This is a genomic window from Mangrovactinospora gilvigrisea, assembly GCF_001879105.1.
Classification (GTDB): domain Bacteria; phylum Actinomycetota; class Actinomycetes; order Streptomycetales; family Streptomycetaceae; genus Mangrovactinospora; species Mangrovactinospora gilvigrisea.
The window spans coordinates 75,522-87,842 of the sequence record NZ_MLCF01000009.1 but is presented as its reverse complement, the minus strand read 5'-3'; the positions used below and the strand labels follow the sequence as shown (position 1 = coordinate 87,842).

Genomic DNA, 12,321 nt, shown 5'->3' with positions numbered 1-12,321 from the left:
CAGCACGGCCAGAGCCCCCACCACGTCCGCGCCGCCGGCGCCCAGCTCCGCCGGATCGGCCGAGCCGACCCGCAGCAGCGCCCGGTAGACGCGCTCGGCCTCCGCGGTCACGCCCAGCGCGGCGAGGCCCTCCGCGTCCGCCGACGCTCCCACCGCCGACGCCCCCACCGCCGCGCCGTCCCCGTCGGCCGTCCCCGCCATCCCCGCCCCCTCCGCGCCGAGCTGACGTCCCGTCATCGCCGACGTCGAAGATCACTATGCGCCTGTCGTATTACAGCCGTGTCGCAAAGTCGCCTCCATCTCGTAGAGCTGTCCCGTTCACTCCCTACCCGGCTGCCCCACCCCTCCCAGCCCCGCCACGCCGGGGCGCGCGCCCCCGCGCCCCCTCCGCTGTCCGGACCGCCGACTACCCTGGCGGCATGGCCGACCCGACCACATACCGCCCCGCGACCGGCGAGATCCCCACCGACCCGGGTGTCTACAAATTCCGCGACGAGCACCGCCGCGTCATCTACGTCGGCAAGGCCAAGAACCTCCGGAACCGCCTCACCAGCTACTTCCAGGATCCGGCGCATCTGCACCCGCGCACCCGCACGATGGTCTTCAGCGCGGCGAGCGTCGAGTGGACGACGGTGACCACCGAAGTCGAGGCGCTCCAGCTGGAGTTCACCTGGATCAAGCAGTACGACCCGCGCTTCAACGTCAAGTACCGGGACGACAAGTCCTACCCCGAGCTGGCCGTCACCCTCGGCGAGGAGTTCCCGCGCGTCCAGGTGATGCGCGGCCCGCACCGGAAGGGCGTCCGCTACTTCGGCCCGTACGCGCACGCCTGGGCCATCCGCGAGACGGTCGACCTGCTGCTCCGAGTCTTCCCGGTGCGCACCTGCTCCAAGGGCGTCTTCAAGCGCTCCGAGCAGATCGGCCGCCCCTGCCTGCTCGGCTACATCGGCAAGTGCTCCGCGCCCTGCGTGGGCCGGGTCACCCCCGAGGAGCACCGCGCCCTGGTCGAGGAGTTCTGCGACTTCATGTCCGGCCACGCCGGCCCCTACCTGCGCCGCCTGGAGCAGCAGATGAAGGAGGCCGCCGCCGAGCAGGAGTACGAGCGGGCCGCCCGGCTGCGCGACGACATCGACGCGCTGCGCCGCGCCATGGAGAAGAACGCGGTCGTCCTCGCCGACGGCACCGACGCCGACGTCGTCGCCCTCGCCCAGGACGAGCTGGAGGCGGCCGTGCAGATCTTCCACGTCCGCGGCGGCCGGGTGCGCGGCCAGCGCGGCTGGGTCACCGACAAGATCGAGGACGTCGGCGCCCCCGAGCTCGTCGAGGCCGCCCTTCAGCAGCTGTACGGGGACGCCGGCGCCGCCGGCGTCCCCAAGGAGGTGCTGGTCGCCGCCCTCCCGGAGGACGCCGCCGAGACGGAGGCGCTCACCGAGTGGCTGACGGGCCTGCGCGGCTCCCACGTCGATCTGCGCGTCCCCCGCCGCGGCGACAAGAAGACGCTGCTGGAGACGGTGGAGCGGAACGCCTCCCAGGCGCTCGCGCTGCACAAGACCCGCCGCGCCTCCGACCTCTCCACCCGCAGCCGCGCCCTGGAGGAGATCACCGAGGCGCTGGGGCTGGAGACGGCCCCGCTGCGCATCGAGTGCTACGACATCTCCCACCTCCAGGGCGACGACGTGGTGGCGTCGATGGTGGTCTTCGAGGACGGCATGTCCCGCAAGAGTGAGTACCGCCGCTTCGCCATCAAGGGCTTCGAGGGGCAGGACGACGTCCGCTCCATGCACGAGGTGATCACCCGCCGCTTCCGCCGCTACCTCGCCGAGAAGCAGGAGCAGGGCGAGTGGGAGGCGCCCGAGGGCGAGGAGGAGGGCGTGGGCGGCCCGATCGACCCGGACACCGGCCGCCCCCGCAAGTTCGCCTACCCCCCGCAGCTGCTGGTGGTCGACGGCGGCCCCCCGCAGGTGGCCGCCGCCGCCCGCGCGCTGGACGAGCTGGGCATCGACGACGTCGCCGTCGCCGGCCTCGCCAAGCGCCTGGAGGAGGTGTGGCTGCCGCGGGAGGACGACCCGGTGGTGCTGCCGCGCAGCAGCGAGGGCCTCTACCTGCTGCAGCGGGTGCGCGACGAGGCGCACCGGTTCGCCATCACCTACCAGCGCAGCAAGCGCAACAAGCGGATCCGGGCCGGCGAGCTGGACACCGTCCCCGGCCTCGGCGAGACCCGCAAGAAGGCGCTGCTGAAGCACTTCGGCTCGGTGAAGAAGCTGCGCGCCGCCACCGTCGAGGAGCTCACCGAGGTACCGGGGATCGGGCGCCGCACCGCCGAGTCGATCGCCACCGCCCTGGCCTCCGCCGCGCCGAGGACCCCTGCGGTCAACACGGCCACGGGCGAGATCATCGATGATGGGGAGTGACGGGGCCGAACCTCGGCCCCCGGCGGCGCAATTCAATGAATAGATCCCAATGCCCGTATTGTCGGGTGCATACGGAACACCGGCGGCGGTCGAGACGTTCTGTGAACGAACCATGCATCGAGGAGTGAACGACGTGACGGTGGCAGGCACGGGGGACAGCACCACCCCGGAGTCCGAACAGGTGCCAGAGCTGGTCATCATCTCCGGCATGTCCGGGGCCGGACGCAGCACCGCCGCCAAGTGCCTGGAGGACCTCGGCTGGTTCGTCGTCGACAACCTGCCGCCCTCCCTCATCCCCACCATGGTCGAGCTGGGCGCCCGCTCCCAGGGCGCGGTGGCGCGTATAGCCGTCGTCGTGGACGTGCGCGGCCGCCGCTTCTTCGACAACCTGGTCGCCGCCCTCGCCGACCTCGACCAGGCCGGCGTGCAGCGCCGCACGGTCTTCCTGGAGGCCTCGGACGACGCCCTGGTGCGCCGCTTCGAGTCCGTCCGCCGCCCGCACCCGCTGCAGGGCGACGGCCGCATCACCGACGGCATCGAGAAGGAGCGCGACCTGCTGCGCGAGCTGCGCGGCGACGCCGACCTGGTGATCGACACCTCCGCCCTCAACGTGCACGAGCTGCGCGCCAAGATGGACGCCCAGTTCGCCGGCGAGGACGAGCCCGAGCTGCGCGCCACCGTGATGTCCTTCGGCTACAAGTACGGCCTCCCCGTCGACGCCGACCTCGTCGTCGACTGCCGCTTCCTGCCCAACCCCCACTGGGTCCCCGAGCTGCGCAACCACACCGGGCAGGACGAGGAGGTCGCCAAGTTCGTCTTCGAACAGCCCGGGGCGCAGGAGTTCCTCGACCGCTACACCGACCTGCTGCAGCTGATCGCGGCGGGCTACCGCCGCGAGGGCAAGCGCTATGTCACCCTGGCCGTCGGCTGCACGGGCGGCAAGCACCGCAGCGTGGCCGTCGCCGAGCGGCTGGCCCAGCGGCTCGGCGCGCACGGGGTCGAGACGGTCCTGGTCCACCGGGACATGGGGCGCGAATAGCGAAGGGAGCGGGCACACCAGGGGAGGAAGAGGCGGGAGCCCCACGGGCGGCCTCCCGCCACGAGGCAGTAGGGACGGACATGAGCGAGGTCAGGGCCGCCGCGACGGCGCGCCCCCTACCGAAGATCGTCGCGCTGGGGGGTGGGCACGGCCTCTCCGCCACCCTCTCCGCGCTGCGCAGGCTGCCGGGCGAGCTCACCGCGGTGGTCACCGTCGCCGACAACGGCGGCTCCAGCGGCCGGCTCCGCAAGGAGCTGGGCGTGCTGCCCCCCGGCGACCTGCGGATGGCCCTCGCCGCGCTGTGCGGCGACGACGAGTGGGGCCGCACCTGGCGGGAAGTGGTCCAGCACCGCTTCGCCTCCGAGGGCGAGCTGCACGGCCACGCCGTCGGCAACCTGCTGATCGTGGCCCTCTGGGAGCAGCTCGGCGACCACGAGAAGGCCCTGGAGTGGGTGGGCCGGCTGCTCGGCGCGCACGGCCGGGTGCTGCCCATGTCCGCCGTCCCGCTGGAGATCGAGGCGCAGGTCCGCGGCCACGACCCGGCACGCCCCGAGGAGTTGGCCACCGTCCGCGGGCAGGTCGAGGTGGCCTCCAGCCCCGGCCGGGTGGAGGCGATCCGGCTGCTGCCGGAGAACCCGCCGGCCGCGCCCCAGGCGCTGGCCGCCGTCCGCGAGGCCGACTGGGTGGTCTTCGGCCCCGGCTCCTGGTTCACCTCCGTGCTGCCGCACCTGAAGGTGCCCGAACTCGCCGACGCGCTCGCCGAGTCGGGCGCCAAGAAGCTCGTCGCCCTCAACCTCGCCCCGCAGCCGGGCGAGACCGACGGCTTCTCGCCGCAGAAGCACCTGGAAGTGCTGCACGACCATGCGCCGCAGCTGCGCATCGACGTGGTGCTGGCCGACGCCGGCACCGTCAAGGATTCCGCGGGCCTGGAGGCGGCGGCCGCCGGGCTCGGCGGTGAAGTGGTCCTGGAACCCGTCGCGATGGGCGACGGCACCCCGCGACACGACGAGAAATTGCTGGCCGCCGCGTACGACCGGATTTTCCGGACACATGGAAGGATCGGCCCATGGCGATGACGGCAGCGGTGAAGGACGAACTCAGCCGGCTCCCCGTCACCCGGCCCTGCTGCCGCAAGGCGGAGGTCTCCGCCCTGCTGCGGTTCGCGGGTGGCCTGCACATCGTGGGCGGGCGGATCGTGATAGAGGCCGAGCTGGACACCACCATCGCGGCACGCCGGCTGCGCGCCGACATCCTGGAGGTGTACGGGCACCAGTCCGAACTGGTGGTGATGGCCCCCGGCGGGTTGCGGCGCGGCAGCCGCTACATGGTGCGGGTGGCGGCGGGCGGCGACCAGCTGGCCCGGCAGACGGGCCTGTTGGACCCGCGCGGGCGCCCGGTGCGCGGCCTGCCCCCGCAGGTCGTCACCGGCGCGATGTGCGACGCCGAGGCGGCGTGGCGGGGCGCCTTCCTGGCGCACGGCTCGCTCACCGAGCCGGGCCGCTCCTCCTCCCTGGAGATCACCTGCCCCGGCCCCGAAGCGGCCCTCGCCCTGGTCGGCGCGGCCCGCCGGCTGGGCATCGCCTCCAAGGCCCGCGAGGTCCGCGGGGTGGACCGGGTGGTGGTGCGGGACGGCGACGCCATCGGCGCGCTGCTCACCCGATTGGGCGCCCATCAGTCGGTGCTCGCCTGGGAGGAGCGCCGGATGCGCCGCGAGGTGCGGGCCACCGCCAACCGGCTGGCCAACTTCGACGACGCCAACCTGCGCCGCTCCGCCCGCGCCGCGGTCGCGGCGGGAGCCCGGGTGTCGCGCGCCCTGGAGATCCTCGGCGAGGAGGCCCCGGAGCATCTGGCCGCCGCCGGCCGCCTCCGGATGGAGCACAAGCAGGCCTCCCTGGAGGAGCTCGGCACGCTCGCCGACCCGCCGCTCACCAAGGACGCCGTCGCGGGCCGCATCCGCCGCCTGCTGGCGATGGCCGACAAGCGGGCCTCCGACCTCGGGCTGCCCAGTACTGAGGCGAACCTGACCGAAGAAATGGTCGGTTGACCGATTCGATGACCGGTTCGTTGCGTTCGGATTAACCGGTAAACGGGCCGGGAGGGTGCTCAGATGCGCTTCCGGCCCGTTGTTCGAGGACGAAAGGGCAGGTCGGCCGCGTCGCGCGCCGTTGCGCAGGGCGGGGGGCTTGACGGCGCGGTAGTGTCGTGGCCGGTCGGGAAAATACCCCAATTCCTCCAGCCGGCCCGGCGGCCGGCCCCTTCGACAAGGAGATCGGTTCGTGACGATCCGGGTAGGCATCAACGGCTTCGGCCGCATCGGGCGCAACTTCTACCGGGCGGCCCGATCCCAGGGGGCGGACATCGAGGTCGTGGCCGTCAACGACCTGACGGACACCAAGACCCTCGCCCACCTCCTGAAGTACGACAGCGTGCTGGGCCGGCTGGACGGCGACGTCTCGCACGACGACGACAGCATCGTCGTCGACGGCAAGCACATCAAGGTGCTCGCCGAGCGCGACCCCGCGAAACTCGACTGGAAGACCCTCGGCGTCGACGTCGTGGTGGAGTCCACCGGCTTCTTCACCGACGCCAACAAGGCGAAGGCGCACATCGACAACGGCGGCGCCAAGAAGGTCATCATCTCGGCCCCCGCCAAGAACGAGGACGGCACCTTCGTCATCGGCGTCAACGCCGAGAACTACGACCCGTCCAAGCAGAACGTCATCTCCAACGCCTCCTGCACCACCAACTGCGTGGCGCCGATGGCGAAGGTCCTCAACGAGGCCTTCGGCATCGTCAAGGGCCTGATGACCACGGTGCACGCGTACACCAACGACCAGAAGATCCTGGACGCGCCGCACTCGGACCTGCGCCGGGCCCGCAACGCCGCCACCAACATCATCCCGACCACCACCGGTGCCGCCAAGGCCACCGCGCTGGTCATCCCGGAGCTCAAGGGCAAGCTGGACGGCATCGCGATGCGCGTGCCCGTGCCCACCGGCTCCGTCACCGACCTGGTGGTCGAGCTCGAGCGCGACGTGACCAAGGAAGAGGTCAACGACGCCTTCCTGAAGGCCGCCGAGGGCGAGCTCAAGGGCATCATCGCCTACACGACCGACCCGATCGTCTCCTCCGACATCCAGGGCGAGCCGGTCTCCTGCACCTTCGACTCGTCGCTCACCATGGCCGACGGCGGCAGGACCGTGAAGGTCGTCGGCTGGTACGACAACGAGTGGGGCTACTCCAACCGCCTGGTGGACCTCGCCGTCCACGTCGGCAACCAGCTCTGACCCCACGTCGGAAGCCACGTCCGTGAAGTGAACCCGGAGCCCGGATGACACCCTGTCATCCGGGCTCCGCGGTTTCGGCCGAGTCCAGTCGTCCGTACGGGTGCAACAGGAGACCAGCATGTCCATCAAGACCATCGACGACCTCGAGGTCGCCGGCCGCCGGGTGTTCCTCCGCGCGGACCTCAACGTCCCGCTGGAGAACGGGCGGATCACCGACGACGGCCGCATCCGCGCCGTCGCCCCGACCGTCGCCAAGCTCGCCCAGAGCGGCGCCAAGGTGATCGTCGCCTCCCACCTGGGCCGCCCCAAGGGCGCGCCCGACCCGCAGTTCTCGCTCGCCCCGGTCGCCGTGCGGCTCGGCGAACTGGTCGGCCGCGAGGTGGCGTTCGCCGCCGACACGGTCGGCGACTCCGCCAAGGAGACCGTCGGCACCCTCGGCGAGGGCGAGGTCGCCCTGCTGGAGAACCTCCGCTTCAACGCCGGCGAGACGGCCAAGGACGAGGCCGAGCGCGGGGCCTTCGCCCGCGAGCTCGCCGCCCTCGCCGACGTCTACGTCGACGACGCGTTCGGCGCCATGCACCGCAAGCACGCCTCCGTCTTCGACCTGCCCCAGCTGCTGCCGCACGCCGCCGGCGACCTGGTCCTCAAGGAGGTCTCGGTCCTCAAGCGGCTCACCGAGGAGGTGGACCGCCCCTACGCGGTGGTGCTCGGCGGCTCCAAGGTCTCCGACAAGATCGGCGTCATCGACAACATGCTCGGCAAGGCCGACCGCATCCTGATCGGCGGCGGCATGGCCTACACCTTCCTGCGCGCCCAGGGCCACGAGGTCGGCAAGAGCCTGCTGCAGGAGGACCAGATCCCGGCCTGCCTGGAGTACCTGCGGCGCGCCGAGGAGAGCGGCGTGGAGTTCGTCCTCCCGGTCGACGTGGTGGTCTCCCCGGACTTCCCGGACCTGAAGACCAAGGCCCCGGCCCCGCACGCCACGGTCGACGCCGACAAGATCCCCGCCGACCAGGAGGGCCTGGACATCGGCGAGCGCACCCGCGAGCTCTTCGCGGGCAAGCTCGCCGACGCCGCCACGGTCTTCTGGAACGGCCCGATGGGCGTCTTCGAGCACCCCGACTTCGCCGGCGGCACCCAGGCCGTCGCCCGCAGCCTCGCCGACACCGCCGCGTTCACCGTCGTCGGCGGCGGCGACTCGGCGGCCGCCGTCCGCCAGCTGGGCTTCAAGGACGACGACTTCAGTCACATCTCCACCGGCGGCGGCGCCAGCCTGGAGTACCTCGAGGGCAAGCAGCTCCCCGGCCTCACCGCCCTCGACGACTGACCCGCGCCCGCGCGCCCCGAATCTCCGCCGACACGAAAGAGCACCCCTCCATGACCCGCAAGCCCCTGATGGCCGGCAACTGGAAGATGAACCTCAACCACCTGGAGGCCATCGCCCACGTGCAGAAACTGGCCTTCGCCCTCTCCGACAAGGACTACGACGCCGTCGAGGTCGCCGTCCTGCCGCCCTTCACCGACCTGCGCTCCGTGCAGACCCTGGTGGACGGCGACAAGCTGCAGATCCGCTACGGCTCGCAGGACATCTCCGAGCACGACGGCGGCGCCTACACCGGCGAGATCTCCGGGCCCATGCTGGCCAAGCTGAAGTGCACCTACGCCGTCATCGGCCACTCCGAGCGGCGGCAGTACCACGACGAGACCGACGCGACGATCAACGCCAAGGTCAAGGCCGCCTTCCGGCACGGGCTCACCCCGATCCTGTGCATCGGCGAGCCGCTGGACGTCCGCAAGGCCGGCGGCCACGTCGCGCACTGCCTCGACCAGCTCGCCGCCGACCTGGCCGGCGTCGACGCCGAGCACGCCCGCACCCTGGTCGTCGCCTACGAGCCCGTCTGGGCCATCGGCACCGGCGAGGTGGCCACCCCGGACGACGCCCAGGAGGTCTGCGGCGCTGTCCGGGCGCGCCTGGCCGAGCTGTACAGCCGGGACGTCGCCGACGAGATCCGAATCCAGTACGGCGGCTCGGTGAAGTCCGGCAACGCCGCCCAGATCATGGCCCAGCCCGACGTGGACGGCGCCCTGATCGGCGGGGCCTCGCTGGACTCGGACGAATTCGTCAAGATTGTCCGCTACCGCGACCGGTAAGACGGGCCGCGCCGCGCGGCGCATCGCGTACCCTGTCCGGTGTCCGGTCACCGTTATCGACGAGAGTTGGTCCAGCCGTGGTCATGGGGTTCTCCATCGCCCTCATCGTCCTCAGCCTGCTGCTGATGCTCACCGTGCTGCTGCACAAGGGCAAGGGCGGCGGCCTGTCGGACATGTTCGGCGGCGGCATGCAGTCGTCCGTCGGTGGCTCCTCCGTGGCCGAGCGCAACCTCGACCGGATCACCGTCATCCTGGGCCTGCTCTGGCTGGCCTGCATCGTGACGCTGAGCCTGATCCTGAAGTTCGGCTAGCGCCGCCGCGCACCGCGCACCTTCGACGAGCGCCGGGTCCCGATCGGGGCCCGGCGCTCGTTTCTTCCCCCATTGGTGTTCAGTACAGGACAAACAGCGTCAATCCCGTGCACATCCACTCACCCCTGAGAGGGCCAGCTTCCTTGCAGCGTACGGAAACTGATGATGTGTCTTCCGTGCGGTTTACCATGAAGGAGCCGGAGTCCCGCCAGTCCTGCGTACACTGAGGCGGTTCCGGGGACCCGATAGAAACCTGGCATCAGCACGGGCAAGGAGTGACAACCGTGGGAAGTGGCAACGCGATCCGAGGCAGCCGGGTCGGCGCGGGCCCCATGGGGGAGGCCGAACGCGGCGAGTCCGCTCCGCGCCTGAGGATCTCCTTCTGGTGTTCCAACGGGCACGAGACGCAGCCCAGTTTCGCCACCGACGCGCAGATCCCGGACACCTGGGACTGCCCCCGCTGCGGATTCCCCGCCGGCCAGGACCGTGAGAATCCTCCGGCCCCGCCGCGCACCGAACCGTACAAGACGCACCTGGCCTACGTCCGCGAGCGCCGCAGCGACGCCGACGGCGAGGCGATTCTCGCCGAGGCCCTCGCCAAGCTCCGCGGCGAGATCTAGCCCGCGGGCGGGTTCCGGGCGGGGCCGCCCACCCCGGTGGGCCCGCCCGGGGTGCGGCGTGCCGGGAGGCCCGCTGGGATGACGGCATGGCTATCCCCGTCAGCGCACTCATCGACCCGTCCGTGCGGCGCTTCGTCGAGGCCGTCAACGCCGGAGACCGGGCCGCGTTCGAGGCGGCCCTCGCCCCGCACGCCACCATGTCGGACGACGGCACCGACCGCGATCTCTCGGTCTGGGCGGACGAGCAGATCTTCCTGAGCCACGGCCGGATGGAGCCCGTCGAGCAGTCCCAGGACGGGCGCCAACTGGTCGTCGCCTACACCAACGACACCTACGGCACCATGCGCACCCGCTGGTTCTTCTCCGTCGCCGCGGACGGCCGCGTCGACCGCTTCGACACCGGCCAGGCGACGGGCTGACGACCGCCCGTCCACCCCGGAACCGGAGTCGGTACGGCCGCGTCCCCACCGGAGAGAATGCCGCGGGACGAGGGGGAGGCATCGGGATGACCGAGCCGTTCGACATGGGGGTCACCCCGCTCAGCGGAGAGCTGCGCGAGCTGGGCCCGTACCGGCTCCTCGGCCAACTGGCCACCGGCGGCATGGGGTTGATCTACCTCGCCCGCGACTCCCGCACCGGCGGCATCGCCGCCGTCAAGACGCTGATCGCCCCGGGCGGCGTCACCCCCGAGGCCCGCAAGCGGTTCGACCGCGAGGTGCGGCTCGCCCGGCGGGTCGCCAGCGGCTACACGGTGAAGGTGCTGGACGCGGACGTCGCCGGCGAGAAGCCGTGGATGGCGATGGAGTACGTCCCCGCGCCCTCCCTGGAGTCGCTGGTGGTGCGCGGCGGCGCGCTGCGGGACGCCGGGGCCGTCCGCCGGATCGCCGCCGGGACGGTGCGCGCGCTCGCCGAGCTGCACGAGCGCGGCATCGTCCACCGGGACGTCAAGCCGCTGAACATCCTGCTCACCGCCGCCGGGCCGAAGGTCATCGACTTCGGCATCTCGCACGCCAGCGATCTCACCAGCACCCGGCTCACCCTGGGCACCATCGCCTTCGCCGCGCCGGAGCAGGCCGAGGGCCAGCCGTGCACCCCGGCCTCGGACATCTATGCGCTCGGCGTCACCCTGTACTACATCGCCTGCGGCAGGCTGCCCTACCCCGAGACGGTCGAGCCGCTGCAGCAGCTCAACCATGTGCGGCGGGCGGACATCACCCTCGACGGGTTACCGGACGGCCTCGCCGTGCTGATCGGCGACTGCCTGGCGCTGGAGCCGGAGGACCGCCCCTCCGCGGAGGACCTGGTCCGCCGCCTGCCCGATCCGGACGCCGCCGGCGACGGTCTGCCGTCCGGCTGGACGGGCCTCATCGGCCACTACGCCGAGCAGGGCCGCCTCCTGCAGCAATCCGCGGACCTCTCCGAGGCCCGCACCATCACCGACGCCTGGGCCGCGGGCGGCACCAAGCGCTTCACCGAGCAGCCCAAGCCCAAGCCCAAGCCGAAGCCGAAGCCGCGCGCCGAGCCCCAGCCCAGGACCGTGCCGCACCCCCCGTCCAAGGCCCCCGGGAAGAAGGACTCCGGGGTCGGCGGGGTGGTCGCCTTCCTGATCCTCGCGGCGCTCGGCGTCGGCTGGCTGGTCAACCACAACTCCCACCACAACGGCAGTTCCACGGCGGGCGGCACCTCCGCCACCGCCTCCACCCCGGCCTACGCGGGCGGCATCGGCGGCACCAGCGGGGGTTCGACAAGCGGCGGTTCGACCAGCGGCGGTTCGACGAGCGGGGGATCGACCGGTGGGGGCGGCGACAGCTACACCCCGTCGCCCACCCCCAGCACCGCGGACGACATCGCCTTCCACAACCTCGTCACGGGCGACTGCGTCTCCAACTACAACGACAGCACCGGATCCTGGACGCCGAGCGCGCCCGAGGTCGCCAACTGCTCCGGCAGCGACGCCTACTTCCGCATCACCGCGGTCGACACCACCGCGAGCTCCTGCGGCAGCGGCAGCCTCAGCTGGTTCCACGAGAACGCCGACAACACCAGCGTCGACGTCTGCGCGGAGCGCAACTTCGTCGCCGGCCAATGCATGTTCGCCGAGGCCGACGGCCAGAGCCTGTCCCTCCACAACCTCGCGGTGACGCCCTGCCAGGGCAACATCCCCGACCCCTACGGCTACATCGTCCAGATCACCAGCGTCGGCGCCACCGGCTCCGGCGACTGCGGCGAAGACCGCTCCTGGACCGTCAACAACACCACCCTCTGCGGCAAAGCCGTCTGGAAGCGCTCCAACCTCCCCAACATGTGACCACGCGGTCCTGCGCAGCAGCGCTCCGCGCGGGCCCGCGATGCGGGCATCGCCTGGCGGCCCCGTGCCCGGTGCAGGAGCCGGAGCACTCCGCCCCGACCACGCGCCGGGGCTGGGGGTGTGGGCCCGCCACGCGGGTATTGCCTGGCGTCCCCTTACCCTGCGAAGCGGGCCGCGGGCCGCGGGCCGCGCGC

The 12,321-nt window shown here is 71.9% G+C and carries 12 protein-coding genes; 11 read left to right on the top strand and 1 reads right to left on the bottom strand.

All coding sequences use genetic code 11. From position 1 onward, the window contains the following. The coding region (locus BIV57_RS24865; RefSeq protein ID WP_217651679.1) for a hypothetical protein at positions 1-237 on the bottom strand (237 nt) is incomplete at its 3' end. Between the two features lie 182 nt (positions 238-419). Between BIV57_RS24865 and uvrC the strand changes: the two genes are divergently transcribed. The 11 genes from uvrC to BIV57_RS03290 all read left to right on the top strand — a co-directional run bounded on the left by uvrC (position 420) and on the right by BIV57_RS03290 (position 12,127). Beyond that, the gene (uvrC, locus tag BIV57_RS03340) at positions 420-2,411 is read left to right on the top strand and encodes an excinuclease ABC subunit UvrC (RefSeq protein WP_071655094.1); all 1,992 of its coding nucleotides are present in this window, start codon (positions 420-422) and stop codon (positions 2,409-2,411) included. 112 nt (positions 2,412-2,523) lie between these two features. Beyond that, positions 2,524-3,450 carry an RNase adapter RapZ gene (gene rapZ / locus BIV57_RS03335; protein WP_071655093.1) on the top strand — a complete coding sequence of 309 codons (927 nt, stop codon included), beginning with the start codon at positions 2,524-2,526 and terminating at the stop codon, positions 3,448-3,450. Between the two features lie 80 nt (positions 3,451-3,530). Then, a complete protein-coding gene (locus BIV57_RS03330; RefSeq protein WP_071655092.1) occupies positions 3,531-4,526 on the top strand; it encodes a gluconeogenesis factor YvcK family protein in 996 nt (331 codons plus the stop codon). Then, positions 4,517-5,494, top strand: coding sequence for a DNA-binding protein WhiA (whiA, locus tag BIV57_RS03325; protein WP_071655091.1), 978 nt, complete (start codon positions 4,517-4,519; stop codon positions 5,492-5,494). Before BIV57_RS03330 ends, whiA begins: the two co-directional genes overlap by 10 nt. A 232-nt stretch (positions 5,495-5,726) precedes the next feature. Next, positions 5,727-6,737, top strand: a complete 1,011-nt coding sequence (gene gap / locus BIV57_RS03320) for a type I glyceraldehyde-3-phosphate dehydrogenase (protein WP_071655090.1) — start codon at positions 5,727-5,729, stop codon at positions 6,735-6,737. Between the two features lie 124 nt (positions 6,738-6,861). Next, positions 6,862-8,064, top strand: a complete 1,203-nt coding sequence (locus BIV57_RS03315; RefSeq protein ID WP_071655107.1) for a phosphoglycerate kinase — start codon at positions 6,862-6,864, stop codon at positions 8,062-8,064. 50 nt (positions 8,065-8,114) lie between these two features. Further along, a complete protein-coding gene (gene tpiA, locus BIV57_RS03310; RefSeq protein ID WP_071655089.1) occupies positions 8,115-8,888 on the top strand; it encodes a triose-phosphate isomerase in 774 nt (257 codons plus the stop codon). A 77-nt stretch (positions 8,889-8,965) separates the two neighbouring features. Next, positions 8,966-9,199, top strand: coding sequence for a preprotein translocase subunit SecG (secG, locus tag BIV57_RS03305; protein WP_175548643.1), 234 nt, complete (start codon positions 8,966-8,968; stop codon positions 9,197-9,199). Between the two features lie 284 nt (positions 9,200-9,483). Then, entirely contained in the window at positions 9,484-9,819 is a 336-nt protein-coding gene (locus BIV57_RS03300; RefSeq protein ID WP_071655087.1) for an RNA polymerase-binding protein RbpA, read from the top strand. Positions 9,820-9,905: 86 nt separating this feature from the next. Further along, positions 9,906-10,238 carry a nuclear transport factor 2 family protein gene (locus BIV57_RS03295; RefSeq protein ID WP_071655086.1) on the top strand — a complete coding sequence of 111 codons (333 nt, stop codon included), beginning with the start codon at positions 9,906-9,908 and terminating at the stop codon, positions 10,236-10,238. An 86-nt stretch (positions 10,239-10,324) separates the two neighbouring features. Continuing rightward, a complete protein-coding gene (locus tag BIV57_RS03290; protein ID WP_071655085.1) occupies positions 10,325-12,127 on the top strand; it encodes a serine/threonine-protein kinase in 1,803 nt (600 codons plus the stop codon). Positions 12,128-12,321: the final 194 nt, after the last annotated feature.